This is a genomic window from Halomicrobium mukohataei DSM 12286, from assembly GCF_000023965.1.
Taxonomy (GTDB): domain Archaea; phylum Halobacteriota; class Halobacteria; order Halobacteriales; family Haloarculaceae; genus Halomicrobium; species Halomicrobium mukohataei.
The window spans coordinates 2,681,845-2,707,156 of record NC_013202.1; the positions used below are offsets into that span (position 1 = coordinate 2,681,845).

Genomic DNA, 25,312 nt, shown 5'->3' on the forward strand with positions numbered 1-25,312 from the left:
GGGGCGACCTGCAAGCGTCGGACGCTATGGTCAACAAAGCCATCGTGGGGATTCTCGTCCTCATCGTCCTGACGTCGCTCGGCGTCGGGGTGTTGATCGGGACGCAACTCGGTGGCGGTGACGCGACAGCGGTCCCCGATACCGACTCCAGTGACGGCTCCGCCACGGGGGGTGGCGGTGACGCCACGACGTCGACAGCGACAGCCTCCAACGAGACGGCGACGGCCGTCGAATCGACGGAGACGGCGACCGCGACCGCGACGCCGGTTCAGACGACGGTCCCCGCCCGCGAGTTCGACAGCGAAGCGATCGAGCGAGAGGTACTCGCGGCCATCAACGAGAAGCGCACCGAACGGGAAATTGAGACGTTCAGGAACGACACCACCACCTGGCAGCGGCTCCGGACGATGGTCCGATCGCACAGCCAGGCGATGGCCCAGGAGCGGAGTGTGACGTTCTCGGCCGGTGGCAACAGTAGCTCCGACCGGTACGAAAACGCGGGCCTGTACGGTCGGTGTCAGTACCAGGACCCCGAGACCGGCGACATAATCCGGCCAACCAACAAGTTCCAGGCCGTCGGAAGCACGGTCGCCGGCCAGGCCTACCAGGAAGGCGGACAGCGCCGGTTCAACGGGAACGAATCACAGGTCGCGACGGCGCTCGTCGAGAACTGGTTCGACTCGTCGACCTACCGACCGTCGCTGGTCAACAGGGGCGTCGAGTTGCTGGCCGTCGGCGTCACTGTCACCGACGACGGCAGGGTGTACGCGGCGACGGCGATCTGCGAGTAGTCGGCCGGTCTCGCCCGCGAGCCGCTATCGATCCCGTTCTGTCCGCTCGTGCCAGTCCAGGAGTCGCCGCCGAGTCGCGACCCGACCCACCGACAGTGTTATATGGTACCAATACACATGGTTAGACGGTAACGACAGATGACTACCCCAGGAGTCGACTGGATGGAACCCAACGACGGCGACATCCTCGCGACGCTTTCACGAACGGGACCGGAGTACGGGCCGGTGATCGCGTACCAGCTCGGCATGGACAACACACAGTTCGAGCGGTACTGCGAACGGCTCGCGGCCAACGGCGTGCTCGAACGGGTCTCGGAGGAGCCGCTGTATCGATTGACCGCACGCGGACAGCAGCTGGTCGATCGGAGTCCCGAGTCTGCCCGGGACCGACTCCCAGTCGAGTGAGTCCCCCTTCGTCGCTGTCGCACGGTCGATCCCTACTTCCAGAGGGGCCGGCGGCGCTTCTCGCTGCCCGACGGTGGCGCGAGCGACGCCCGATCGCCGCCAGATTACGCTTCCTTTCGCTCCCAGAGGACCAGCGCAGTCATCGTCTGGACCGGGACTCCATCGTTGTTCGTGGTTTCGATCGCGACGTGCACGAGGCCGCGGCTCTCGTCCCACGGTTCGGTCTCGACGATCTCCGTCTCGACGGTCAGAACGTCGCCCGGCTTGACCGGGTTTCGCCAGCGGAGCTCGTCGACGCCGGCCGCACCGAGCGCGCGTGACGACGCGATGTACTCGTCGACGAGCAGTCGCATCGTCATGGCGGCGGTGTGCCACCCGCTCGCGACGAGCCCCCCGAACATCGAATCCCGGGCCGCGTCGGCGTCGGTGTGAAACGACTGTGGATCGTACTGCTCGGCGAACGAGACGATCTCGTCTTCGGTGACCTCGTAGCGACCGAACGACTCCGTGTGCCCGACCGTGAGCTCCTCGAAGTACTCCATACCCGGAAGAGAAACCCGCGGGAGAAAAAGCCACCTCGTCGGTGGTCTCCCATCGGGTGAGAAAACTCGTCGCGAAGAGAGCGCCGACAGTGTCAGGAAGACTGCTGGTCCTCGACCCAGTTCTGGTACTCGTCTTGCGGGAGAACGCGCACCTCACCGAGCATCTGCGAGTGACCCGAGCCACAGTATTCGGCACAGTACAGCTGGTAGGTGCCGGTCTCGGTGACGCGTGTCTGGATCGTGTTGTGCTGTCCGGGCATGGCGTCCTGTTTCAGCGCGAGCCCCGGAACGTGGAAGGCGTGGAGCCAGTCCGTCGAGGTGACCGACAGCCGGACCGTCCGGTTGGCCGGCAACACCAGCGTCCCGCCGTTGCTCAGCCTGTTGTCGGCGCTGTACTCCTGGGACGTGTTGGCGGCGGTACCGTTGTAGTTGAACGTCCAGGCGTACTTCTGGGCCACCACTTCGACTTCGAGTGGCTCCTCGCTAGTGTCGAGTTGCTGTGTCGACTGGGCGGTGACCATCGGCTCGGCCATGACCTGATACGACGCGACGCCGACGAACAGGAGGATGATCGCGGTCGCGACCGTCCAGGTGATTTCGAGGCGTCGGTTCTCCATCGTCGGGAGCGGCTCGTCGTTCTTGCTGAACCGCCACACGGTGTAGATCAGGATGCCCTCGACCAGCACCGTGATCGGGATCGCGACGTACAGGAGGTTCATGTTGAGCCCCCAGATGAGCTCCGACGTCTCCGAGGCAGACGTCTGGGCGACGGCCGGCTGTGTCAGGGCGGCGAACGCGATCGCCCCGAACAGCGCGACGAGCCCGACTCGATGTCTCTTCATGCGTATTCGGCGCTTAGTATTTCGGAGGTAAATAGCTGCTGTCTTGAGCCAGTGCCCGCCGCCGGGGTCGCAGTTCGAGGCGGTCGGTCGCGCCGACGTGCGCTGGGGTCAGGTCAGCGATCGGGGGCGAATCAGGGGGTCTAAGTGCAGGCATCCATAGGTTCCAACAAGGAGACAACGAACGATGAACGGCCGCCGCCCACGGTTCACGACGATGCTCGCCGCGAGTGCGGTTGGCGTCTACCTGCTGGTCGTCGCTGGCGCGACGACTTCGATCGCCGACGCCGTCCACGCCTGTTCGACGTGGCCGACGTGTGAAGGGCCGATTCTCGGAGACGTGGGACTCGCGATCGCCTGGACCCACAGGCTGCTCGCGGCCGCGGTCGGTGTGCTGGTAGTCGGGGCGGCCGCCGTCGGGATCCGTACCGGTGCCAGACGACGGGTCCTGGGGACGCTGGCAGTCGCGCTGGTCCTCTATCCCGTCCAGATCGCGCTCGGCGCGTTCGTCGCGCTCAACGGTGCTGGCACTCCGTTCCCGGGTGCCCACCTCGCGACGGGCATGGCGATCTTCGCCGCCCTCGTGGGCGCGCTGGCGTGGCAACTGGAAGCCGAGACGGGGACCGACGACGAGACGCCGGTGACCGAAACGGTCGAGGTGCCCGAAGTCGACGACGACGAGCCCGAGGGGCCGCCGATCGGCGCGCTCTCGACCCGCGAGCGCATCACCGCGACCGCGTTCGCGTACTTCCGGCTGACGAAGCCCCGGCTGATGTGGCTGCTCTGTCTCGTCGCGGCGGCCGGGATGGCACTGGCGGCCGCACACGTCGCCGGCCCCGCGAACCCGAGCCTCGCGACGTCGACGATCCTGCTGACCCTCGGTGGGGGCGTGCTCGCGATCGGCGCGTCGGGGACGTTCAATCACGTCCTCGAACGCGACATCGACAAGCGGATGGACCGAACGTCCGACCGACCGATCGCGACCCACCAGCTCCCGGTCCGGAACGCGCTGGCCTTCGGGATCGCACTGGCCGTGGCCTCCCTCGCGCTGTTCTGGCAGGTCAACGCGATCGTGGCCGCGCTCGGACTGGCGGCGATCCTGTTTTACAGCGTCGTCTACACGCTCGTCCTCAAGCCCAACACCGTCCAGAACACCGTCATCGGCGGGTTCGCGGGATCGCTGCCAGCGCTGATCGGCTGGGTCGCCGTCACCGGGAGCTTCGACCTGCCCGGGCTCGCACTGGCGGGCATCATCTTCCTGTGGACGCCCGCTCACTTCTACAACCTCGCGCTGGCGTACAAGGAAGACTACGCCAGGGGCGGCTTCCCGATGATGCCGGTCGTCCGCGGCGAGACTGAGACGCGAAAGCACATCGTCTACTACCTCGGCGCGACGCTGGTCGCGGCCGGCGTCATGGTCTCGATCACGTCACTCGGTGCGCTGTACACCGTGACGACGGCGCTGCTCGGTGCCGTCTTCCTGTGGGCGGTCGTTCGGCTCCACCGCGAACGGACCGAGCAGGCGGCCTTCCGAGCGTTCCACGCCTCGAACGCCTACCTCGGGGCGCTGCTGATCGCGATCGTCGTGGACGCACTCGCAGTATGAGCGCCACCACGTACTCGATCGGCCGGTTCGAACTCGACCGGGGGACCCTCCTGTGGGGACTGCTGGTCCTCAACACGGAGCTGCTGTTGGTCCTGGGCTACGTCTTCCTCGCCAGCAGTCAGGTCACCGGCGTCGAGCCGCTCGTGATCCCGTTCGTCTGGATCAACGTCTCGCTGTGGGTCTTCGCACGTGCGGAGGTCCCGCGAACGTCCGACCGCCAGCGGGTGATCGGGCTCGTCGTCGCAGTGGCGTACTTCGGGCTCCTCACCTACTTCGGCGGGCTCTGGGGCGGGGGTGTCCCGGAGTTTCCGACGCAGTTCCGCGTCGCGTGGTTCTCGCTGCCACCGGGCTGGGCACCGGCCGTACTGCTCAACAGCGACCACCTCCGCGTGAGCGTCATTCCCTACCAGCTGGTGGGCTATCTCGCGCTCGCGTACCTGGTGTACGCGACGGTGCTGGACGCGGCCGGTTCGGCGATCACGGGCGTGCTGGGACTGCTCTCGTGTGTCTCCTGTTCGTGGCCGATCCTCGCGTCGATCTTCTCGACGGTACTGGGCGGCTCCGCGGCGCTGGCCGGTGAGCTGTACGATCAGTCATACCTGCTCTCGACGGTCGTCTTCCTCGTGACGATCGCGCTGCTGTACTACCGACCGGGCTGGCAGCGCGGCTATAGTAGCCATTGAACGTCAATGCACACCCGATCGCACGACAGCAGTGCGATCGGTGTGTAAACCGTTTCAATTGTTACTATAGAACGGGAGTTCTACGTCCACCGGCCGCGGGCGAATGGCGACCGTCGCGAGCCATCCCTGAACGCGTGCGAGCAGGTTACAGAGGTGCAGCGAGAGGAGTCCGAGCACTGCGCCTCCGGCGGAGACGGCGAGGGCCTCTCGCAGCGTCGTCACCTGCCAGGAAGTGATGGTAAAGGGCAGTGTGATCACCGCCGCACCGTCCCAGAACTGGACGACGTAGGACAGCGAGAACTCCACGGGACCGGTCAGGTAGAAGCCAAGCGAGGTCGAGTCGTAGTACAGCGGTGCCAGCAGGAGACTGGCGACGAGGACGAAAAGCACCGTCAACACGACGAACGTCACGACGCCGACGACGAACTTCGCCGCCAGGTAGGCGATGCCGACCCACGTCCCGAGGTCGGTGATCGGCTGTCTGACGTAATCGCGCCAGTCGTCGGTCTCGGTGTCTCGATCCAGCGGGATCGAACAGTCCAGCAGCCGACAGGCCAGCCAGCGTTCGAAGACGAGCAGCCGATCGGAGACGACGAGGACCCCGATCAGAACCGGCAGGCCGACGACGACCGAGAGCAGGCGGACTCCAAGTGGGACGCCGGCAACAAGCAGCGTGAAGTAAAACAGGCCGAGCGGAAACGTCAACGCCAGATAGAGGAGGTTCTTGTAGGTCTGTGCCCGTACGACGACACCGAGGACCGGCGGGGACGACAGCGAATGTCCCTTGATCTGGCGGGAACGGAGACTCATACAGATATGTATCAACGGCTCAATGCAAAAAACCACTCTTTTCCGGGCTCCGCGAGAGGTGTCCGTATGAGCACCGTCGAAATCGAGTACTGCGTTCCGTGTGGCTTCCGGGAGCGAGCGATCGAGATGAGCGAGGCGATCCTCAACGGTTGTGAGCGAGAGCTGGACGAGCTGTCGCTGGTGATGGGCGACCACGGCGTGTTCCGGGTCAACGTCGACGGCGAGACGGTGTACGACAAAGCCGAGGACAGCGCCGAACTGGACGAGGTCGTTCGGACGGTTCGGTCGGCGCTGTGAGCGGGGTGCGTGTCGCTTTCGGACCGGGGTATAGTAGCCATTGAAAATCAATGCACACCCGATCGCACGACAGCAGTGCGATCGGTGTGTGAATCGTTTCAATTGTTACTATAGCACACCGCGGCCGAGCGCGGTGGCGAGTCGAAGCGTCTTTCGGCGACACGACCGGACCACAGCGTATGGACGAGGTACTGGTCGCCGAAGACGTACGCCGCAGTTACGGGGACACGGTCGCGGTCGACGGCGTGTCGCTGTCGCTGGGTGCGGGAGAGGTGTTCGCGCTGGTCGGCCCCAACGGCGCTGGAAAGACGACGCTCGTGCGAGCGCTGACGGGGACGACCGACGCGGCGGGACGAGTCGAACTGTTCGGCCAGTCGCCGACGGCGATCGACAGAGCTCGGATCGGGCTGCTCCCACAGGACTTCACGCCACACGAGCGGCTCACGGCGACGGAGCTGGTCTCGTACTACGCCGGGCTCTACGACGACGCTCGCTCCGTCGAGGACGTGCTCGCGGACGTGGGTCTCGAAGAGGATTCCGACACCTGGTACGAGGAACTGTCCGGCGGCCAGCGCCGACGGGCCTGCGTCGCGACGGCGCTGATCAACGACCCCGACCTGCTCGTGCTCGACGAGCCGACGACGGGGATCGATCCGGCCGGCCGGCGCTCGCTGTGGCGACTGCTCTCTGGACTGGCCGACCGCGGCGTGACGATCCTCGTGACGACCCACTACATGGAGGAAGCCCACCGGCTGGCCGATCGGGTCGGACTACTGGCCGACGGCTCTCTCGTCGCGGTCGACAGTCCCGAGGCGCTCGTCGCCGAGTACGGCGGACAGCGAACGCTCACGGTCGGCGGGACGTTCGACCCGTCGGTCGCACAGACGCTGGATCGACCGGTCGAGGTCGGCGAGGACCGGCTGGTCGTGTTCGACGTCGATCCCGCGGAGATCGGCGGCGTGGTCGCGACGCTCGACGGGGCCGGCGTCGAGTACGACGAACTCGCCTGGAGCGAGCCCGATCTGGAAGACGCCTATCTCGAACTGACCGGGGACGCCGTCGGTGCGGTCCAGGGCGGTGCGGGTCGTCCGGCGGCGGTCGGGGGTGAGCAGTCGTGAGCCGCGTCGGTCGGATCGGTGCGGAACTCACGGCCGCCCGGAAGGCCTTCCTGCGGCGACGGACGGCCGTCTTCTTTACGTTCTTTTTCCCCCTGTTGATCGTCGTGATCTTCGGGGCACTGGTCCAGACCAGACCCGGCGACGGCGGGCTGTTCACCGAGTCCCCGGCCTTCTACGTACCGGGCTATCTCGCGGTCGTCGTCCTCTTTACCCCGCTGTCTCGCGTCGGCAGCGAGGTCGCTCGGCACCGCGACGGCAACCGCTTCGAGAAGCTCGCGACGACGCCGCTGACCCGCCCGGAGTGGCTGGTCGGTCAGACCCTCGTCAACGTTGGCGTCATCGGCCTCGCCAGTCTGCTCGTGCTGGGTGTGATGGTGCTGTTGACCGGCGCGTCGATCGTGGTGACCCCGGCGACGGTCGTGCTCACGGCGCTGTTCGTCGCGGTCGGCGTGGCGCTGTTCTGTGGCGTCGGCGCGTTGCTGGGGAGCTACGCCGACTCACAGGACGGCGTCATCGCGGCCTCCAACGGGATCGCGCTCCCGCTGCTGTTCCTCTCGGAGACGTTCGTCCCGACGAGCCTGCTGCCGGGGTGGCTGCCGACGTGGCTCTCGCCGCTGACGTACTTCTCGCGGGGCGTCCGTGCGGTCGCGACGCGGGGCGACGTGGCCGGCGGCGTCGAACACCTCGCGGTGCTGACGGTCGTCGGTGTCGTGGTCTTCTTCGCCGGTGCGCTCGCGCTCCCTCGGACGGACTGATACGGAACGTTGTCGTTCCGTACCGGTGAGCGTCTACCCCGTGGCGACGCTCACCGGTACATTCCTACAACCGTCCGTATGACCGGAACGGGCCGACGCCGCCGGGACACTACCGCGGTTGCCACATGTAGATGTGGTTCAACATGACGTAGGTCACCAGGCCGAGAAAGAGGCTCAGCGACCACGCGGCGGCCGCGATACGTCCCACGCGGGCGTGGATCGTCTCTCGGAGCTCTGCCGGCGAGTGAGTCAGGCCGAGCACGACGGCGTGTAACACGACCGGGACCGAGACGGCCGACAGGAGGATGTGGACGGCGAGCATCGCGATGTAGGCACCCCAGACGACCCCCTCGGCGAGGATCTCCTTCTCGAAGCCCGCCCCGACCTTCGTGAGATAGAGCACGAGAAAGAGCATGATGAGCCCGAAGGCGGTGAGCATCGCCGCCCGGTGTTTCCGGACCGCGTCGTTCCTGATAAAGTAGACGCCCGCCAGGATCGAACAGAGCGCGAAGAAGTTGACGACGGCGATGGCGTCCCCGAGCAAGATGACCGCGTCCGTCGAGATCTCGGGCAGGGGGAGCGTTCCGGTGAACGCGCCAGCGACCAGTGCGTATCCGATCAGCGACAGGACGGCCGTGACCACACGCGGTCGAGCACGAGCACGCGACTGGAGTTGTGGGACTGCCATTGTTCGATCTCGGTCCCGCAGCGTGTTTGTGCTTTCCGGTCGCCCCGGACCGGCGGGTGCCAGCCACCGTCAGAGTGAAACCGGTCGGCGTGGTAGGACCTGTCATGAGTGCGGACCAGCAAACGGAGGGGCAACGCATCCGCTGTCTCGTCGCCAAGGTCGGACTCGACGGCCACGATCGAGGCGCACACGTGATATCGCGGGCGTTCCGCGACGCCGGCTTCGAAGTGATCTACTCCGGGCTCCACCGAGCCCCCGAGGAGGTCGTCCAGGCGGCCGTACAGGAGGACGTAGACGTGCTCGGCATCTCGATTCTCTCGGGTGCGCACAACACGCTGGTCCCACAGATCCTCGACGGGCTCAAAGAGTACGGCGCGTTCGAGGACACGCTCGTCATCGTCGGCGGGATCGTCCCCGACGACGACAAAGCCGAACTGCGCGACCTGGGCGTCGCCGAGATCTTCGGTCCGGGCGCGTCGATGGACGAGATGATCGAGTACGTTCGCGAGCACGCGCCCGACCGCGAGCGATGAGCGACCTCGTCGAAGATCTGCTCGCGGGCGAGCACCGGGCGCTGGCGAGAGTGATCAGCAAGATCGAGGACCGCTCGCCGGGGTACCGCGAGATCGTCTCCGAACTGCACCGCCACACCGGATCGGCCGACGTGATCGGCGTCACCGGCTCGCCCGGCGCGGGCAAGTCGACGCTGGTCGACAAAGTCGCAGCGACCTACCGGGAGCGTGGCGAGACCGTCGGCGTCATCGCGATCGACCCCTCCTCGCCGTTTACCGGCGGGGCCGTGCTGGGCGACCGCATCCGAATGGGCTCGAACGCCGGGGACATGGACGTGTTCTTCCGGTCGATGTCCGCACGCGGGTCGCTCGGCGGGCTGTCGACGGCGACGACCGACGCGGTCACCGCGCTCGATGCCTTCGGCAAGGACAGGGTCATCATCGAGACCGTCGGTGCCGGGCAAAACGAGATCGACATCGTCAGAACGGCAGACACCGTCGCAGTGCTGGTCCCGCCCGACAGCGGCGACGACGTGCAGATGCTCAAAGCGGGCATTCTGGAGATCGCCGACCTGTTCGCGGTCAACAAGGCCGACCTCGACGGGGCGAACCGGACCGTCCAGCAGCTCAAAGAGATGCTCCACTACGGCCAGGGGCGGGCCGGGAGCGACGCAGACGACTGGGAGCCGCCGGTGATCGAGACGATCGCCGACAGCGGCGAGGGCGTCGAGGAGTTCATGGCGGCGGTCGACGACCACCTCGACTACCTCGACGCGTCGGGCCAGCGCGAGGCGAAGCAGCGCTCTCGCTACGCCGCCGAGATCCGGGCGCTGGTGCGGGCAGACACCAACGACCTGCTCGAAGCCGAGCTGGCCCAGCGCGGCGGGATCGAGGCGTACGTCGACGAGATCGTGGCCCGCGAGTCCGACCCGTACACCGTCACCGAGGAGATCGTCGCGCCGCTCAGAGAGTGTCTCGACGCGCCCAGTCAGGACTGACCCACCGCCGCGGGTCGCGGTTCGGGCAGTGATTATTTATCCGACAGGCACTTGCATTGAGATATGAAACTCCGGAACCTCCTGGGAGTCGCTGCGGGCACGGTCGGGCTGACGGCGGTCGCGAACCGATTGCTGGCGGCGCGGGCCGACGAGTTCGAACCGCTGCTCTCGGGTACACAGCGGACCTACCGCTGGCGCGGGTTCGACGTGGCCTACACCGAGGCCGGGGATCCGTCCGATCCGGACCTCGTCCTGTTGCACGGCATCAACGCCGCCGCGTCGAGCCACGAGTTCCACGCCGTCTTCGAGGACCTGGCCGAGGACTACCACGTCCTGGCACCAGACCTGCCGGGCTTCGGTCACTCCGACCGGCCGCCGCTGCTGTACTCCTCGTCGCTACTGACGACGTTCGTCACGGACTTTCTGGCCGACAACACTACCGACGCCACCGTCGTCGCGTCGTCGTTGACCGGCTCCTACGCCGCTCTGGCGGCACGGGACGTGGACGTAGCGCACCTCGTGCTGATCAGTCCCACCGCCACGTCGATGGGCGGACGCCAGACGTGGCTGCGCTCGCTGTTGCGCTCGCCGATACTCGGACAGGGGATCTACAACCTCGTCGTCAGCAAGCCCTCGCTACGGTACTTCCACGACGACCACGGGTACTACGACGTGGACAACCTCGACGAGGAGATCGTCGACTACGAGTGGCAGTCGGGCCACCAGCCCGGCGCTCGATTCGCCCCCGCGTCGTTCGTGAGCGGGTTCCTCGACAGCGAGATCGACCTGTCGGCAGAGCTGGCTGCCCTCGACGTGCCGGTGACACTCGTCTGGGGACGGGACGCCGACATCACGCCCCTCTCGGAGGGCCGAGAGCTGGCAGACGAGGCCGACGCCCGGCTGGTCGTCTTCGACGACGCGTTGCTCGTCCCCCACGCGGAACACCCCGACCAGTTCGTCGACGTGGTTCGGGGCGAGTACGACGAAGCCGTCGCGTGAGCTATCGCGGCCGGAAGACGACGGCCTGCTCGCCGGTCGTCTCCCGCTCGCCGATCTCGATCCCGACGGTCGTCCCGATTTCGACGGCGTCGGGTTCGACCCCGCGGACGAGGCCGGTGATCGAGACGGGTCCGAAGTCCGCGATCGCAGTGACGTAGGGCGCGTCGTCCTCGAACTGCGGCGTGGCGACGTGGACGGCCGTGTGGGTCGCGATCGTTCCCGCGTCGGGGAGCGTCTCTCGGGACAGTTCGCGCGAGCCACAGTCGGGACAGACCCGGCGGGGCGGCAGCCAGCCGTGGCCGTTCTCGCAGCCGAGGTAGTAGGGATCGCCCGTCGCGAGCGCGTCCAGCCAGTCGTCGAACGCGCCGTCGCGTGCGCGGTCGGTCATTCGCCCACCTCCAGACCCGCGGTCTGTCGGTTGCCCGCTCGCTCGCCCCGCTCGCTCGCGGGACCGCCGGGAGAGCAGCGCACTCCCGAGGCGGGCGCATTCGCGCCACGTCGTTCGCTCATTCGCCCACCTCCAGTACGTGGACCGTCGTGCTCGCGACCGTCCCACCGGCGTTGTGGGCGACGCCGACGGTGGCGTCTGGCACCGCGTCGGCGCGGGGATGGGAGCCGTCGAGGACCCACGCGATCGTCGCGAGCTGTGCGACGCCGGTCGCGCCGACCGGGTGCCCCTTCGCTTTCAGTCCGCCCGAGAGGTTCACCGGCAACTCGCCGTGGCGAGTCGTCGTCCCGTCGCGGGCGGCCGTGATGGCCTCGCCGCGCTCGAACAGCGCCAGCGACTCCAGTGCGAGCACCTCGGCGATCGTGAAACAGTCGTGTACCTCCGCCACGTCGACGGCGTCTGCCCCGATCCCGGCGTCGTCGTAGGCCTCTCGTGCGGCCTTGTCGGCGGCAGGGGTCTGTGCGTAGTGAGCGCGGTCCTGGAGCGCGAGGTTGTCGCCGCCCTGTCCGGTCCCCGAGATCCGGACCGGCGCGTCGAGGTCGTGCTCGGCGGCGTAGGCCTCGCTGGTGACGATCGCCGCCGCAGCGCCGTCGGTGATCGGACAGGCGTCGTACAGTCCGAGGGGCTCGGCGACCATCGGGGCCTCCAGTGCGTCGGCGACGCTGATCTCCTTCTGTAGCTGGGCGTGGTCGTTGACCAGCGCGTGCTCGTGGTTCTTGACCGCGACGTGTGCGAGGTCCTCCCGAGAGCCGCCGTACTCCTCGAAGTACGAGCGCGCCATGAGCGCGTACGCTCCGGGGAAGGTCATGCCGGCCCGAATCTCGTAGAGGTCGTCGGCCGCGATCGAGAGGGCGTCGGTCGCCCCGGCGGTCCCGATGTTGGTCATGCGTTCGGCACCGCCGACCATGACCACGTCGGCCTCGCCCGATCGGATCGCCTGGACGGCGCTCCGTATCGCCGCGCCGGCAGAGGCACAGGCGGCCTCGTAGCGCGTCGCGGGCGCGTCGACACCGACCATCTCGGCCATCAGCGGCCCCTGATGGCCCTGGTGTTCGGCGAGCTCGCCCATGAAGTTCCCGTAGTACAGTGCCTCGACGTCCGCGGCCGGGACGCCGGACTGGTCGAGCGCCTCCAGCCCGGCCTCCGCGAAGAGGTCACGGCCAGTGCGTTCGGGGTAGCTCCCGAACGTCGTGACGCCGGCCCCGGCAACGCGTGGGTCAGTCATTAGCCGATTGATCGGTCTCGGTAGTTAAATGCCTGCCGCCCGTGTGACCACTTGCCACGAAATCGCCCGGTCAGAATCGCAATACGGCGCTATTTCTACCGGTCGTTCGATACATTCCTTCGTGGCGATTTACGACCTTCGTGGGCAACAGGCCGGCAGCGAGCGGACGGTCGCGCCTCACTCGACGATCTCGGCGATCTGGCGTGGCTCGCCCGAGAGGGAGGGCTCGGGTTCGACGATCTTGAGCACCTCGTGGTCGGTCACGTCCGGGTAGGACTTCCCGACCGCGTCCTCGATCAACGCCTTCTCCAGTCGAAATTCGGTTCCGTCGTACACCACGTCGACACCCTGCTCGTCGAACGAAAGAACGGTCATGCTCGCCGGTACGCGCAGGACGAACAAAAAGGGTTGCAGACGGCGACGACCGACGAGGCCGTGGCGTCAGACGCACGTCGGACGCTCGTCATCCACAGCATGAGGCTTTAAGACCGCAGAAAGCCGTATTGTACGCGTGCGAATCGGCTCCGATCCCCTCGACCGGCTGAGCATTCCCGACGGCACGACCGTCGAGGAGCACGATCTGGTCACCGACGGGAACGTCATCGTCGGCGGCCAGAGCACGGTCGACTTCGGGGTCCGGGGCCACTCGGTCATGGCGGGCGAGCGTGTCTCCTTCGGCGGCCACATCGAGGCCGAGGGCGACTGCCGGCTCGACATGTGGTCGACCGTCGACGACAACGTGTTGGTCGGAGAGAACGCCTACCTCGGCGAGCGCGTCCAGATCGACGGGGAGCTGAAGGTCGCGGGTGACCTCGACATCGGCGACGACGTGGACATCGAAGACGGCTTCGAGGCCAACGGCTGGATCGTCATCCGCAACCCGATGCCGACGATCGTCTTCCTGTTCGTCTACCTCTCCCAGCTGCTTCGGGTCGGCGAGGAGGAGGCCGCCGAGGAAGTCCTCTCCTCGCTGACCGAGGACGACGGGCCGGACCACGACCCGCTGTTGATCCCTCGCGGCGCGACCGTGAGCGACGACCGCTGGCAGGTCTCGACGCCCGCGACGATCGGCGACGACTGCCGACTCCACGGCAACGTCCGGGCCGAGGAACTGACGGTCGGACGCGACGGCGTGGTCTTCGGGAGCCTCCGGGCGAGGGGAGACGTTGCCGTCGGCCGCGGGACGGAGATCAAAGGCGACGTGACGACCCGGAGCGGCGACGTTCGGATCGGCCCCGGCGTCACGGTCTGGGGCGACGTGGTGGCAGAGAACGTCGCACTCCACGAGAACGCCACCATCGATGGGACGATGCGAGCCAGCGGCGAGATGCGGATGCACACCGACGAGGTGCTCGACCGCCCCGACGAGACGGCCGAAGCGATGGCCGAGGCCGCCGAGGAGCTCGGCGACGACCAGGCCGCGGTCGCCGCTGCCGACGAGACGGTCGCGGGCGAACACGGCGAGACGAGCGCGGAGGAGGCGGGGGAAGCGAGCGACGACGGTGACGACGAGCCGGTCGAGGCACACGAGTGATGTCGCCGGCCCTCACTCGTCGATCGTGACGCCGGAGAACTCGAACCGTGCGCCGCCGTCCTCGCTCTCGGTGAGCGTGATCTGCCAGCCGTGGGCCTCGGCGATCCCGGAGACGATCGCGAGCCCGAACCCGGTCCCGTTGGGCGCGGTCGAGTACTGGGTGTCGAAGACGCGGTCGTGGTCGGCCGCGGGAATGCCACGGCCGTCGTCCGCCACGTAGAAGCCGTCCGGGAGCGTCCCGACTCGAACCGTCGTGTCCGCACCGGCGTGCTCGACCGCGTTGCGCAGGAGGTTTTCGAGGAGCTGTCTGAGTCGGAGCTCGCTGGCACGGATCCGCAGGTCGGTCTCGACGACGAGCGTCGCGTCGGCGGTCCGGAGATTCTGCCAGGCGGTCTCGACGATCCTCGCGAGCGGGACCGTCCGGAACTCGCCCACGGCGTCCTGGCGGGCAAGGGCGAGGATGTCGGTGATCATGTCCTCCATGCGATCGATCGCGCGGTGACCGCGCTCGAAGTGCGCTCGATCGCCGGTCTCGGCCGCGCCGTCGAGTGCCCCACGCAACACCTGCAGGGGATTTCGGAGGTCGTGAGAGACCACCGACGCGAACTCTTCGAGGCGGTCGTTCTTGCGCTGGAGTTCGCGCTCGCGTTCCCGCTGGTCGCTCACGTCGCGGCTGATCGCCAGGAACCGCTCGCCGTCGTCGACGCCCAGGCAACGGATGTGGACTTCCGTGGGGAACGTCGTGCCGTCTCGACACAGGAACTCGCCCTCCGAGCGACACCTGTCGCCGGGTTCCATCTCCTCCCAGAGCGACAGCGCGCGCTCCGGATCGGCGGCCTGATCGAGGTCCCAGACGGACATGTCGGTCAGCGTCGACTCGTCGTAGCCGGTCATCTCGCGCATCTGGGCGTTGGTCTCGACGATCCGTCCCTCGGCGTCGTGGACGTTGATCATGTCGGGCGAGTGTTCGAACAGCGCCCTGAGCCGCCGCCTGGACTGTCTGAGTTCCGCCTGGCGTTCGTGTTCGCCCGTGACTTCTCGGACGACGACGAGGAGCTTCTCGGCGTCCCCGCCGCTTCCGATCGGCCGGATCTGTGCCTCGTGGAACACACGTCCGTCCAGTGACTCGGGACCGACCGTGTGCGACACCGGCTCGTCAGACGCCAGCGACTCCCGGTATCGGGCCTCGATGGAGGGGCCGTACTCCGGACCGAACGCCTCGGTGGGCGTCCGGCCTTCGATCTCTGGGACCGACGTACCGGCCAGCTCCGCGAGCCGCTCGTTACACCGGCGATACCGGCAGTCGTCTTCGGAGAGTTCGACGATCGCGACGCCACAGTCGACGTGCTCGAACACCGCCGTCCACTCGGACGGCGTGAGAGTGCGTGCGGTCGTCGCCGCCGACGAGACGGCGGTCCGAACCCGTCGAGCCAGCAGCGTCGCCTGGTCCGTCGCCGGCCACCGGAAGACCTCGGTCGCGCCCGCATCGATCGCGGCGACGGCGACCCCCGTCGCCGCGGCGTCCGTAGTGACGACGACCGGCAACGCTGGCCGCCGCTCGTGGACGGCGTCGAGTGCGTCACGGACGAGCGGCGAGGACAGACCGCGGTCGACGACGACACAGTCGAAGGCGTCGGCGTTCGACTCGAACTGTCTGACGATCCCGTCGACCCCTGCGACGGTGTCTACCCGAAAGTCCTCACCGGACCGGTTCAGCACCGCCCCCACGTCGTCACCGTCCTCCGACTGCCCACGGACAGCCAGGATCCGAATCGTGGATTGCACTGGATTATTGTTTGCGCCGTCGTACAAAAGTTCGGCTCCTAGATCGAGAAACGATATCGGCCTGACAGCACCGGAGCGGTCGGAAGTCGGCGGCCGTCCGAGGACGGGTTACGACACGACGCGGTGTCACTCACGGGCACCGGTGCTGCGGGGAACCGAAACCCCCTTTTCCGTGACCGCGGTAGCGGGTGGCATGCTCTCTGTGGCGCTGGCGGGCAAGCCAAACGCCGGCAAGTCTACGTTCTACACCGCCGCGACCGAATCGGAGGTCGACGTGGGGAACTACCCGTTCACGACCATCGACGCCAACCGCGGCGTCAGCTACGTCCGGACCGACTGTCCCTGTCTCGACCGGGCGGAGCGCTGTGGCGACGAACACTGCCGGGACGGCAAGCGCTACGTCCCGGTCGAACTGCTCGACGTGGCCGGCCTCGTCCCCGGTGCCCACGAGGGGCGCGGACTGGGAAACCAGTTCCTCGACGAGTTGACCAACGCCGACGTGATCCTCAACGTCGTCGACGCCTCCGGAGGGACCAACGAGGAGGGCGAACCGGTCGAGATCGGCGACCACGACCCCGTCGAAGACGTCGACTTCGTCGAGACGGAACTGGACCTCTGGCTGGCCAGCATCGTCGACCGCAACTGGGAGGCCGTCGAGCGGGCGTCCCGGTCGCCGGAGTTCGACCTCGACGAGGTGCTGACGGACATGCTCACCGGCGTCGGAGCGACGCCCAAAGACGTGGCGACGGTGCTGCGAGAGATGAGCTATCCAGAGGACCCGATCGCCTGGACCGACGACCACCGCGAGACGCTGGCCCGAGAGATCCGCCTGCGGACCAAGCCCATCGTCGTCGTCGCCAACAAGGCAGACATCGCGCCCCCGGAGAACGTCGAACGGCTCCGTGAAGCCGCCGAGATAGTGGTCCCGGCGACCGCCGACGGCGAACTCGGTCTGCGCCGGGCCGCGGACGCGGGCGTCGTCGACTACGATCCCGGCGACGACGACTTCCGGATCCTCGGTGACGTGAGCGACGACCAGCGCGAGGGGCTCGAACAGATCCGCGACGTGATGGACGAGTGGGACGGGACCGGCGTCCAGCAGGCCCTCGATCGCGCCGTCTACGATCTCCTGGACATGCTGACGGCCTACCCGGTTCAGAGCGAGAGCAAGTGGACCGACGGCCAGGGCAACGTCCTCCCGGACGCCTTCCTGCTCCCCGACGGCTCGACGCCGAAAGATCTCGCCTACGCGGTCCACTCGGACATCGGCGAGGGCTACCTCCACGCCGTCGACGCCCGCGAGGACCGGCGGATCAGCGACGATCACGAGCTCTCTGAGGGCGACGTGGTCAAGATCGTCAGCTCGAACTAGACCGCCGTAGCCACCGAGAATCGTTCTACAGCGGCCCCAGCCACACCGCGGCCACGAGCACCGCGAGGAAGACGTACGAACCACGGATCAAGAGCTTCGTCGCGAGCTCCGGCCCGGCGTCGCGCGCGAGGAGCGCGACCCCGAGGAAGGCGACTGCCGCGAGCCCACCGCTGGGCGGGATGCCCGGCAGCGTCAGCGCCGCGGCGACGACGGCGACCATCCCGGCGAGCATCAGTCCGTACGCGACGCGGCGCGCGCGGGCAGGGCCGAGGACGACCGCGACGGTCCGCTTGCCGATCGACCGATCGTAGTCGTAGTCGGTCGCGTCGTCGATCACTTTGATCCCCGAGAGGACGACGAGAAAGACGGCAGCCAGCGCGAGCATCGTCGCCGTCAGGGCCGTCGTCTGGACGTAGTAGCCCCCGAGCAGTGCCAGCGCGATCCCGGAGGGGTAGCCGGCCGTCGCCGTCAGCGGGTGCATGTCCAGTTGGGGCGCGTGGTGGAACCCGATCAGCCAGCCCGGCAGCGTCAGCAGCGCGGCCGGGAGATTCACGAGGAGCGCGAGCGCGACCGTCGCCGCCACGAACCCCGCCGTCGACAGCGCCAGCGCGACCCGACAGCCACGTTCCGTGAGCGGGTGTGCCTCGTCCTCGCCACGCTCGTAGAAGTCGACGTAGCCGTCCTTGACGTGGGCCGTGTACAGCGCACAGAACACCGCGACAGCGTGCAGCGCAGCCAGTCGAACCGAGAACGACGACCCGTACAGCCCCCCGAACAGCGACGCTGCGACCGGCGGGAGCATGAATACGGGGTGGATCTGAGAGGCGAGTGCGCGAACCGCCGGAACCGGCCCCTGTCCCTCGGTGGCGAGTGGCATACGCGACACGTCGAACCGAACTGACAAAAAGTCGGGCCCCGTCGGTCGAACAGAGCGTCGGTGTCCGTGCTACGCCCAGTTACCGCGATCGAGGACGAACCCGGAGACGTGAGATGCCAGTTCTCGGGCCGCCCGCTCGCTGTGAGCGTGCAGTTCGCCCGAGACGTGGCCGGCCTCGCCGCCCACCCCCTCCGCCTCGGAGATCGGGTCGGTCCCCGTCGGGTAGCCCCGGCGCGAGCGGACCCGATCACGGAGCGACTGGACGACGCCGCTGGTGAGGCGAGCGTCGAGGTGCTGGAGGTCGTACTTGACGATGTACCCGCGGTCGGCGTTCCGGACGGCGAGTACCGGCTCGCCTCGGTCGCGACAGCGGTCCCAGATCGCGCGCTGCTCGTCGCGGCTCTCGTAGACCGGAACGTTCGACGATGCCAGGTGATCCATACGGCTACCGTACGGGTCGCGAGGATAATGTGGCTATCGGCTACTGCACCGTCACGTAGCTCAGGACGGCGATCGCGACGAACTGCAGGCTCCGGAGCACCAGGACAGCCTGCTGAACGTGTGGATCACCGGCGTAGAGACTCGACATCGAGAAGAAGAAGTAGACCGCGACGGCGTTCTCCGCGAGCATCGCGACGGCGAAGACGACCAGTCCGCCCACGAGATTCGTCCGGAACGTCGAGTAGTTGCGGATCCAGATCCCGATCAGGGGCAACAGGATGAGCACGTTCAGCGCCGCCAACGCCGAGGCCGCCTTGATAAGTGGTCCCATCGCCATCAGTCGATCCGCTCCATGATCTCCTCGAACGTCTCTCGGTTCCGCTCGAACCGATCGGTCAGGAAGTACAGTTTCGCGTAGTCGGTGTCGCCCGGTTCGACGACGTCGTGTTCGATCAACTGGTCCATGTGGTGTCGGATCGTCTTGTAGCCCACGTCGAGTTCCTCCGCGAGTTCGTTTGCGTTCATCGGTCTGTCAGAGAGCGCGTCGATAATTCGAGCGCGATTTTCCCCACCTCGTGTCGCAGTCAGTAGATACCAGAGGGCCTTCTCCATCGCACCATCTTGAAACAACTCCAGCGGCGTCGATTATAGTCCTGTCCATCGAGTCGGCACGGTGTCAGTGACGGGGCGGGCGCACAAAACGGTTGTTCGAACGCCGTCCCGAAAGTGGGTCGAATGTGACCCACATCGCGGACCGGCCAGACATCGGCGCGACGCCGTCGGTCTATGTCCGGCTACCGACGCGTCGCCTCCTCGGGACCGACTGTCGTCGGTGTCTTATCGGGGCTGTACGAGCACGCGAAGCACGTCGCTGGTGTCGGGGTAGTCGTAGCCGTTGATCGTCTCGACCGGTGCGACCGTGCCACGCTCGACCAGACCGACGCCGGCACCTCGCTGGCGCTGGACCTGGTTCTCGCCGACGCCGGGCTCCTCGTTGATCTCGGTCCCCGCGTCCCAGAGGTCGACGCGGTCGGTCACGTCGCCCTGGACCGACTGTTCGTCCGAACTGAGTGGAATCCCCGTCGCGCCCCCCAGCGCGTAGAAGAGGTCGTTCGAAGGAACGAACATCGTCACCATCGAGAGGTACAGATCGTCGGTCGCCAGTCGCTCGGTCTCGAAGTCGTAAGAGTGGTTCGGCAGTAGCGGACCGGGTTCGTCGCTACCGGCCGGAACTGCCTGAACACCGGCGTCGTGGACCGTCTCTCGTTCGCCGAGCGACGCGACGAGAGACTTGGGCGAACCGTCTTCGGCGACGCCTTCGAGCCCGTTGCCTCGCGCCGACTCACCGGCGGTGAAGATCGGTTCGTCGGCTTCGTGGACTGCGTAGACGACCGGCGAGAGCGGGACCGGCTGCTCGGCCGCGTCCCCCTCCGCCGTCGTCTGGAGCGTCTGTCCGTCCGAGACGTTCGTGACACGAACGTTGTACCGGAGCTCCTGTGTGCTCTGTACGGTCGCCGCGACCGTCCCGGTCCCACCCAGCAGGACGGCTCCGGCACCCGCAACGAAGCCGCGCCGTGATACCCGTCGACCGTGCGATTCCTCCGTCGTCGCTGTGTTGTCGTCCGTCATCGTAGTTCAGTGCCAGCTGGCACGAGCGATCGAACGGAGGTTGGTTTAAAGAGTATTTTTCTGAAACGATCCACACTGTGGGCTAATTCCGTTCCAAATTCGACTCAGATGTCGGCCAGTCGGGAGAACGGACCGGCCCCGTCGACGAGAACCGCGGTCACGCGCCGGAGCGCGCTCCCGAGGACGAACCCACAGACCGCGATCGGCACCCCGAAGGCGATGGCGAACAGGGCAGCGATGCCGACGGCGTCGGGAAGCGAGACGACGCTCGCGCCGTACTCGTAGGTGAGGGTCGTGCCGTACCGAGCGACGCCGACGCCGAACACCGGGCCCGCGACCAGCAGCGTCGTCGGCAAGAGTCCGGAGTTGACCGCGGCGCTCGCGGTGGCGAGGACGAGCAGTGCCGCGACACCGAGGAAGACGGTCAGTGCGGGATCGGTCCCGTACCAGGTGCCACGGACCCACGCCTCCAGCGTCGCGTATCCCATCGTCGAGCGAACCCACCACGTCGTCAGAAGCGCCAGTGGCACCGACAGCAGTCCGGCGAGCAACGACACCTCCAGACGGCGGCCGAACAGTCCGTTACGCACGGGGCCGGCCAGCGCGCGCTTGACCGGACCGGAGAGGAGAGCACTCAGCCACTCGGTGACACGCGCGAGTACGGACCGAGAGAGGATCCAGGCCAGCCGGACAATGGACAGACACAGTTTCAGCGCGGTTCGGAGGCTCGCAGCCGTCCACGAGAGGGCCGCGAGAACGACCGAAAGGGCTCGCTGCGACGCCGCCGGGAGGGAGCGTTCAGGGCTCATCAGTCAAACGTTCTCCGGCAGTGATATTAGACGTTCCGGAGTCACTGGACGGCCGCGAGCGCCTCGTCCATGATCGACAGCGCCTCTTTCAGCGTCTCCACGTCGACGGGGTACGAGATTCGGGCGTAGCCCGCGCCCTGGGCACCGAAGGCCTCACCGGGGACGACGACGACGCCACGCTCGATGCACTCGTCGACGAACCCGTCGGGCACCTTCGGCATCGCGTAGAAGGCACCTTCGGGCGTGGGACACTCCAGTCCGATGTCTTCGAGGCCGTCGAGCAACACGTCACGACGCTGCTCGAAGGCGGCCCGCATCTCCTCGACAACGTCCTGAGGTCCCGACAGGGCCGCTTCGGCCGCGAACTGGGCGGGCGCGCTCGCACAGGCCTGTGCGTACTGGTGGACCCGCAGCATGCGCTCGATGCGGTCGCTGGCACCCGTGACCCAGCCCAGCCGCCAGCCGGTCATCGAGTAGCTCTTCGAGCAGGCGTTGACGACGACGACGTTGCCGCCGTCGTCGAATTCGGCGGGACTGCGGTGCTCGCCCTCGAAGACGATGTGCTCGTACACCTCGTCGGAGAGACAGAGCACGTCGTGCTCGTCTGCGATCCGGGCGAACGCGCGCATGTCGTCGGGCGACTGGACCGCGCCGGTCGGATTGGCCGGGCTGTTGACGATGAAGGCGGCGGTGTCGTCGGTGATCGCTTCCTCGACGGTCGCCGGGTCGAGCGTCAGATCGTCCCGCAGCGGGACCGGCTTGGGCGTCCCGCCAGCGAGGTGGGTCAGCGCGTCGTAGGAGACGAAGCCGGGGTCGGGGAAGATCACTTCCTGGCCCGCGTTGTCGGACTGTGTCCGATCGCTCCCGGGACTGTGTCCCGGGCCGTCGACGTGGGCCTCCAGCGCGATGTGCAGCGCCTCGCTGCCGCCCGAGGTGGCGATCACGTTCTCGGGGTCCACGTCCATGCCGTTGTCTCGCGCGTGCTTGTCCGCGATGGCTTCCCGCAGCTCGCGGGTCCCCTTGTTCGACGTGTAGGCGTCTGCTTTCCCCGCCTGGATCGCCTCGACCGCCGCCTGGCGGGCGTGGTCTGGCGTCGGGAAGTCCGGCTGGCCCAGCCCGAGATTGATCGCGTCCTCACCTGCGGCCTCGAAGACCTCTCGGATCCCCGAGATCGACACCTGCTCGACTCGACGGGAGAACTCTGTCATACTCTACCGGCCGGCTTCGGAGCCGATAACTCTTGATGATCCGGCCGCTGGCGGCGACGATGCACGGTGGCCGCGCCCGCTCCGGATCACTCGTCGGCGGCCGTCCGCAGGTCGTCGATGTGGGCTTCCAGCCGGCGCAGGGCCGCGTCGGCGTCGTCGTACCCTCGGTCGTAGTCGGCGTAGCAGTCGTCGGCCGCTGCCAGGAACTCGTCGACGGCGTCTTCGAGATCGCTCATACCGCGGGTTCGTCGCCCGCGTACGGAAACCCTGCGATTTCGGACCGACCCGTCAGGCATTTGCCCGAGCCAGCCCGAGTGGGAGGCGATGGAACTCACCTACGACGACCGGGCCGTCGTCGTCGGGGAGACGCTGGTACTGGCCGACCTCCACGTCGGCAAGGGGTCTTCGAACCTGGAGCTGCCGGTCGGAGACAGCACGGACACGCTGGATCGACTCGACGGGCTGCTGGCGCGCCACGAGCCCGAGACGGTCGTGATCGCTGGCGACCTGTTACACTCGTTCACCACGGTCCCGCGGACGGTCTCGGACACCGTCGCGGAGATCCGACAGCGCTGTCGCGCACACGACGCGCGCCCGATCGTCACGCCCGGGAACCACGACACCATGCTCGACTCGGTGTGGGACGGGGCGACCACGCCCGAGTACGCGGTCGGCGACACCGTGATCTGTCACGGCCACGAAGCGCCGGAGACCACGGCCAAGCGGTACGTCATCGGCCACGACCACCCGACGATCGAGATCGAGGGCCAGCGTCGGCCCTGCTACCTCGTCGCCGAAGACGCCTACGGGCGCGCGGACGTGGTGATGGTGCCGGCGTTCAACCGCCTGCTCGCGGGCGTGCGGGTCAACGAGATGCGCGCCGACGAGTTCATGTCGCCGCTGATCCAGTCGGTCGACCAGTTCCGGCCGCTCGTCTGGAGCGAGGCCGGCGACGAACGCCTGGATTTTCCCCCGCTCGGGGAGTTCCGGCGACTGCTGTAGCGTTCGAAGCGGCAGATATTTGGCCCGTGACGGTGGATCGGCGGATATGGTTGCGACCAACGCCGCAGTGGCACTCATCGTCACGACGATCGTCGTCCTCGCGTTGCTGACGCTGGCGACGGTGTACTACGTGCCGAAGGTGCTGCCAGGAAACGACGAGCACGGCGAGGGAAACGACGAGGGAAATGAGCGCCCGCCCGGCGGTCACGCCGCCTGACACTGTCGGCCCTTTTCGAGGTATTCGAACTGCAGAGGCGACGCCGAGAGATCACTCGCCGTCGCCCAGCCACGCGTCCTCGATGCGGACCCCGCCCCTGTCGCCCTCCCACTCCGTGTCGTAGGAGAGCCTGATCGGGCGATCCATGTGGGGGCCGTCGGTCACGAGCGTCTCGAACTCCCCGCCCTCGCCGAGAATGTGGACGCCGTACTCCTCGTTGAGCGTCGTCAGTTCGTCCAGCGCGGTCTCGTCGAGCGTGCGCCCGAGCCAGGACTCGTCCAGTCCGTAGGCGGCCACCTGGATGATCCGGATCTCGAACCCGGCCGCGAGCATGGCGTCGGCGAGTGCGCGCGGGTCCTCCTGCCAGAGCGGGGCGAACAGCTCGGCGTCGAGGCGATCACACATCGCCCGGATCCGACTCGTCTGATACTCGCTCTCGACGGCCCCGGCGGTGACGCCGGCCACGCCGCCCGGAAGCTCCGCGTCGAGCGTTTCCAGTGCCGCCTCCAGTGGCTCCAGTTCGGCGTCGCCTTGCTGGCCCGAGTCGACGGCGCTCTCGGCCGCGAGGTCGTCGGGCTCGACGTCGACGAGTTCGATCCCGATGCTGTCGGCGGCCAGCGTCGCCAGCGAGGTCGCCGGGATGTGGTACATGTACGAGTCGTCGGACGGGTGGACGGTGACGAGTCGCTGCACGTCGCGGCCGCTCTCCAGGGCGCGATACAGCGCCCACGCCGAGTCTTTGCCACCCGAGAACAGACTCACCCACGCGTCGGTCATACCCGCCCTTGCCCGCGGCCGAATAAAGCGATGTGGATTCCCGCAGGAACGCATTTCCCGTCGGCGTGTGAACCGCGAGACATGTACGACCGAATCCTGTTGCCGATCGACGGCAGCGACGGGGCGAGGCGGACGATCGATCACGTCGCCGACATCGCGGCCGACCAGGACGCGTCGGTGACCGCGCTGTTCGTCGCGGACACGACGCTGGACTCGGTGACCCGCATCGAGGGCGACATCGTCGAATCGCTGGTCGAGACCGGCGAAGAGATCGTCGGCGAAGCGGGCACCGTCCTGGCGAGCAGCGGTGTCGACTACGAGACGGATGTCGTCTCCGGCGGCCCCGCACGGACCGTCGTCGACTACGCCGACCGGTACGGCTTCGACCTGATCGCGATGCCGACACACGGGCGGACGGGGATCTCACGGCGGCTGCTTGGCAGCGTCACCGAGACGGTGATCCGGCTGTCCCAGATCCCGGTGTTGACGATCCGTCTGGCAGACGAGACCAGAACGACGTTCCCCTACGAACGGCTCTTGGTGCCGACCGACGGGAGTCCGGCGGCGACCGCTGCCGTCGAACACGGGCTCGACCTGGCGGCCGCGCTGGACGGGACGCCACACGCGCTTTCAGTCGCCGAGTCGGGCTCGGTCCTCGGACTGGGTGGTGACGGAAGCAACCCTCAGTCCGCCGCCGAGACGGCCGTCGAGAACGTCGAGCCGATGGCGAGCGAGCGCGACATCGGTACGCTCGTGACGGCCGTCGAACACGGGTCGCCACACGAGGCGATCACGGCGTACGTCGACGCGAACGATATCGACGCGATCGTGATGGGAACGACGGGAACGCGGGGGATCGGCGAGATGCTCCTGGGCACCGTCGCGGAGCTGGTCGTCCGGACGGCACCGGTACCGGTGATCACTGTCACGGCCGAGGAGTGACCG

General features: G+C 67.4%; 33 protein-coding genes. 15 read left to right on the forward strand and 18 right to left on the reverse strand.

From position 1 onward, the window contains the following. Nucleotides 1–26: 26 nt before the first annotated feature. Nucleotides 27–791, forward strand: a complete 765-nt coding sequence (locus HMUK_RS13535; RefSeq protein ID WP_015763741.1) for a CAP domain-containing protein — start codon at nucleotides 27–29, stop codon at nucleotides 789–791. Nucleotides 792–929: 138 nt separating this feature from the next. Then, nucleotides 930–1,196 (forward strand): hypothetical protein, encoded by a 267-nt coding sequence (locus HMUK_RS13540; protein WP_223270957.1) that lies wholly within the window; start codon nucleotides 930–932, stop codon nucleotides 1,194–1,196. A 104-nt stretch (nucleotides 1,197–1,300) separates the two neighbouring features. Here HMUK_RS13540 and HMUK_RS13545 read toward each other — a convergent pair whose 3' ends face one another. Both HMUK_RS13545 and coxB read right to left on the reverse strand, forming a co-directional pair. Beyond that, on the reverse strand, nucleotides 1,301–1,738 hold the full coding sequence (locus tag HMUK_RS13545) for a MaoC family dehydratase (protein ID WP_015763743.1): 438 nt from the start codon (nucleotides 1,736–1,738) through the stop codon (nucleotides 1,301–1,303). Nucleotides 1,739–1,830: 92 nt separating this feature from the next. After that, complete coding sequence (gene coxB, locus HMUK_RS13550; RefSeq protein ID WP_015763744.1) at nucleotides 1,831–2,580, reverse strand: cytochrome c oxidase subunit II; 750 nt, start codon at nucleotides 2,578–2,580, stop codon at nucleotides 1,831–1,833. A 184-nt stretch (nucleotides 2,581–2,764) separates the two neighbouring features. On the opposite strand from coxB, the gene cyoE reads away from it, so the two are divergent. Both cyoE and HMUK_RS13560 read left to right on the forward strand, forming a co-directional pair. Further along, complete coding sequence (cyoE, locus tag HMUK_RS13555) at nucleotides 2,765–4,183, forward strand: heme o synthase (protein WP_015763745.1); 1,419 nt, start codon at nucleotides 2,765–2,767, stop codon at nucleotides 4,181–4,183. Further along, nucleotides 4,180–4,866 carry a DUF7546 family protein gene (locus HMUK_RS13560; RefSeq protein WP_015763746.1) on the forward strand — a complete coding sequence of 229 codons (687 nt, stop codon included), beginning with the start codon at nucleotides 4,180–4,182 and terminating at the stop codon, nucleotides 4,864–4,866. The genes cyoE and HMUK_RS13560 overlap by 4 nt, the downstream gene beginning before the upstream one ends. Nucleotides 4,867–4,920: 54 nt before the next feature. On the opposite strand, the gene HMUK_RS13565 is transcribed toward HMUK_RS13560, so the two are convergent. Then, nucleotides 4,921–5,676: a sensor domain-containing protein gene (locus HMUK_RS13565; RefSeq protein WP_015763747.1), complete on the reverse strand. Its 756-nt coding sequence runs from the start codon at nucleotides 5,674–5,676 to the stop codon at nucleotides 4,921–4,923. Nucleotides 5,677–5,742: 66 nt separating this feature from the next. On the opposite strand from HMUK_RS13565, the gene HMUK_RS13570 reads away from it, so the two are divergent. From HMUK_RS13570 to HMUK_RS13580, 3 genes are all read left to right on the forward strand, one after another. Continuing rightward, the gene (locus HMUK_RS13570; RefSeq protein WP_015763748.1) at nucleotides 5,743–5,973 is read left to right on the forward strand and encodes a SelT/SelW/SelH family protein; all 231 of its coding nucleotides are present in this window, start codon (nucleotides 5,743–5,745) and stop codon (nucleotides 5,971–5,973) included. Nucleotides 5,974–6,152: 179 nt separating this feature from the next. After that, on the forward strand, nucleotides 6,153–7,091 hold the full coding sequence (locus HMUK_RS13575) for an ABC transporter ATP-binding protein (protein ID WP_015763749.1): 939 nt from the start codon (nucleotides 6,153–6,155) through the stop codon (nucleotides 7,089–7,091). Next, entirely contained in the window at nucleotides 7,088–7,846 is a 759-nt protein-coding gene (locus HMUK_RS13580; RefSeq protein WP_015763750.1) for an ABC transporter permease, read from the forward strand. Before HMUK_RS13575 ends, HMUK_RS13580 begins: the two co-directional genes overlap by 4 nt. 109 nt (nucleotides 7,847–7,955) lie before the next feature. Here HMUK_RS13580 and HMUK_RS13585 read toward each other — a convergent pair whose 3' ends face one another. After that, a complete protein-coding gene (locus tag HMUK_RS13585; protein ID WP_015763751.1) occupies nucleotides 7,956–8,534 on the reverse strand; it encodes a DUF420 domain-containing protein in 579 nt (192 codons plus the stop codon). Between the two features lie 104 nt (nucleotides 8,535–8,638). Here HMUK_RS13585 and HMUK_RS13590 point away from each other — a divergent pair, with 104 nt between their 5' ends. From HMUK_RS13590 to HMUK_RS13600, 3 genes are all read left to right on the forward strand, one after another. Beyond that, nucleotides 8,639–9,067, forward strand: coding sequence for a cobalamin B12-binding domain-containing protein (locus HMUK_RS13590; protein ID WP_015763752.1), 429 nt, complete (start codon nucleotides 8,639–8,641; stop codon nucleotides 9,065–9,067). Beyond that, nucleotides 9,064–10,044: a methylmalonyl Co-A mutase-associated GTPase MeaB gene (gene meaB / locus HMUK_RS13595; RefSeq protein WP_015763753.1), complete on the forward strand. Its 981-nt coding sequence runs from the start codon at nucleotides 9,064–9,066 to the stop codon at nucleotides 10,042–10,044. The genes HMUK_RS13590 and meaB overlap by 4 nt, the downstream gene beginning before the upstream one ends. A 63-nt stretch (nucleotides 10,045–10,107) precedes the next feature. Continuing rightward, the gene (locus tag HMUK_RS13600) at nucleotides 10,108–11,043 is read left to right on the forward strand and encodes an alpha/beta fold hydrolase (protein ID WP_015763754.1); all 936 of its coding nucleotides are present in this window, start codon (nucleotides 10,108–10,110) and stop codon (nucleotides 11,041–11,043) included. Between the two features lies 1 nt (nucleotide 11,044). Here the strand turns inward: HMUK_RS13600 and HMUK_RS13605 are convergent, their stop codons facing one another. The 4 genes from HMUK_RS13605 to HMUK_RS13615 form a co-directional block, all read right to left on the reverse strand. Continuing rightward, nucleotides 11,045–11,431 (reverse strand): Zn-ribbon domain-containing OB-fold protein, encoded by a 387-nt coding sequence (locus tag HMUK_RS13605; protein WP_015763755.1) that lies wholly within the window; start codon nucleotides 11,429–11,431, stop codon nucleotides 11,045–11,047. Then, entirely contained in the window at nucleotides 11,428–11,553 is a 126-nt protein-coding gene (locus HMUK_RS18055; RefSeq protein ID WP_015763756.1) for a hypothetical protein, read from the reverse strand. Before HMUK_RS18055 ends, HMUK_RS13605 begins: the two co-directional genes overlap by 4 nt. After that, a complete protein-coding gene (locus HMUK_RS13610; protein ID WP_015763757.1) occupies nucleotides 11,550–12,716 on the reverse strand; it encodes a thiolase C-terminal domain-containing protein in 1,167 nt (388 codons plus the stop codon). The genes HMUK_RS18055 and HMUK_RS13610 overlap by 4 nt, the downstream gene beginning before the upstream one ends. 177 nt (nucleotides 12,717–12,893) lie before the next feature. Then, a complete protein-coding gene (locus HMUK_RS13615; protein ID WP_015763758.1) occupies nucleotides 12,894–13,091 on the reverse strand; it encodes a DUF5800 family protein in 198 nt (65 codons plus the stop codon). 136 nt (nucleotides 13,092–13,227) lie between these two features. On the opposite strand from HMUK_RS13615, the gene HMUK_RS13620 reads away from it, so the two are divergent. Beyond that, a complete protein-coding gene (locus HMUK_RS13620) occupies nucleotides 13,228–14,250 on the forward strand; it encodes a polymer-forming cytoskeletal protein (protein ID WP_015763759.1) in 1,023 nt (340 codons plus the stop codon). A 12-nt stretch (nucleotides 14,251–14,262) separates the two neighbouring features. Here the strand turns inward: HMUK_RS13620 and HMUK_RS13625 are convergent, their stop codons facing one another. After that, nucleotides 14,263–16,035, reverse strand: a complete 1,773-nt coding sequence (locus HMUK_RS13625) for a PAS domain S-box protein (protein ID WP_015763760.1) — start codon at nucleotides 16,033–16,035, stop codon at nucleotides 14,263–14,265. Between the two features lie 193 nt (nucleotides 16,036–16,228). Here HMUK_RS13625 and HMUK_RS13630 point away from each other — a divergent pair, with 193 nt between their 5' ends. Beyond that, complete coding sequence (locus tag HMUK_RS13630) at nucleotides 16,229–17,407, forward strand: redox-regulated ATPase YchF (protein WP_015763761.1); 1,179 nt, start codon at nucleotides 16,229–16,231, stop codon at nucleotides 17,405–17,407. A 25-nt stretch (nucleotides 17,408–17,432) separates the two neighbouring features. Here the strand turns inward: HMUK_RS13630 and HMUK_RS13635 are convergent, their stop codons facing one another. The 8 genes from HMUK_RS13635 to HMUK_RS17665 form a co-directional block, all read right to left on the reverse strand. Then, the gene (locus HMUK_RS13635; RefSeq protein ID WP_015763762.1) at nucleotides 17,433–18,284 is read right to left on the reverse strand and encodes a UbiA family prenyltransferase; all 852 of its coding nucleotides are present in this window, start codon (nucleotides 18,282–18,284) and stop codon (nucleotides 17,433–17,435) included. Nucleotides 18,285–18,353: 69 nt separating this feature from the next. Then, nucleotides 18,354–18,725, reverse strand: coding sequence for a hypothetical protein (locus tag HMUK_RS13640; protein ID WP_015763763.1), 372 nt, complete (start codon nucleotides 18,723–18,725; stop codon nucleotides 18,354–18,356). A gap of 40 nt (nucleotides 18,726–18,765) precedes the next feature. Beyond that, complete coding sequence (locus tag HMUK_RS13645; RefSeq protein WP_015763764.1) at nucleotides 18,766–19,062, reverse strand: hypothetical protein; 297 nt, start codon at nucleotides 19,060–19,062, stop codon at nucleotides 18,766–18,768. Further along, complete coding sequence (locus HMUK_RS13650) at nucleotides 19,062–19,337, reverse strand: winged helix-turn-helix domain-containing protein (RefSeq protein WP_015763765.1); 276 nt, start codon at nucleotides 19,335–19,337, stop codon at nucleotides 19,062–19,064. Before HMUK_RS13650 ends, HMUK_RS13645 begins: the two co-directional genes overlap by 1 nt. Nucleotides 19,338–19,562: 225 nt before the next feature. Continuing rightward, nucleotides 19,563–20,354, reverse strand: coding sequence for a spondin domain-containing protein (locus HMUK_RS13655; protein ID WP_015763766.1), 792 nt, complete (start codon nucleotides 20,352–20,354; stop codon nucleotides 19,563–19,565). Between the two features lie 104 nt (nucleotides 20,355–20,458). Then, a complete protein-coding gene (locus HMUK_RS13660) occupies nucleotides 20,459–21,163 on the reverse strand; it encodes a hypothetical protein (protein ID WP_015763767.1) in 705 nt (234 codons plus the stop codon). 41 nt (nucleotides 21,164–21,204) lie between these two features. After that, a complete protein-coding gene (locus tag HMUK_RS13665) occupies nucleotides 21,205–22,371 on the reverse strand; it encodes a pyridoxal phosphate-dependent aminotransferase (protein ID WP_015763768.1) in 1,167 nt (388 codons plus the stop codon). 86 nt (nucleotides 22,372–22,457) lie between these two features. Beyond that, complete coding sequence (locus tag HMUK_RS17665) at nucleotides 22,458–22,607, reverse strand: hypothetical protein (protein ID WP_015763769.1); 150 nt, start codon at nucleotides 22,605–22,607, stop codon at nucleotides 22,458–22,460. 88 nt (nucleotides 22,608–22,695) lie between these two features. On the opposite strand from HMUK_RS17665, the gene HMUK_RS13670 reads away from it, so the two are divergent. Together HMUK_RS13670 and HMUK_RS17670 are read left to right on the forward strand one after the other, a co-directional pair. After that, nucleotides 22,696–23,373: a metallophosphoesterase gene (locus HMUK_RS13670; protein ID WP_015763770.1), complete on the forward strand. Its 678-nt coding sequence runs from the start codon at nucleotides 22,696–22,698 to the stop codon at nucleotides 23,371–23,373. Nucleotides 23,374–23,419: 46 nt separating this feature from the next. Continuing rightward, nucleotides 23,420–23,590 carry a hypothetical protein gene (locus HMUK_RS17670; protein ID WP_015763771.1) on the forward strand — a complete coding sequence of 57 codons (171 nt, stop codon included), beginning with the start codon at nucleotides 23,420–23,422 and terminating at the stop codon, nucleotides 23,588–23,590. A 51-nt stretch (nucleotides 23,591–23,641) separates the two neighbouring features. On the opposite strand, the gene HMUK_RS13675 is transcribed toward HMUK_RS17670, so the two are convergent. Beyond that, nucleotides 23,642–24,367 carry a diphthine--ammonia ligase gene (locus HMUK_RS13675; protein ID WP_015763772.1) on the reverse strand — a complete coding sequence of 242 codons (726 nt, stop codon included), beginning with the start codon at nucleotides 24,365–24,367 and terminating at the stop codon, nucleotides 23,642–23,644. Nucleotides 24,368–24,448: 81 nt separating this feature from the next. Here HMUK_RS13675 and HMUK_RS13680 point away from each other — a divergent pair, with 81 nt between their 5' ends. Beyond that, nucleotides 24,449–25,309, forward strand: a complete 861-nt coding sequence (locus tag HMUK_RS13680) for a universal stress protein (protein WP_015763773.1) — start codon at nucleotides 24,449–24,451, stop codon at nucleotides 25,307–25,309. Nucleotides 25,310–25,312 lie beyond the last annotated feature (3 nt).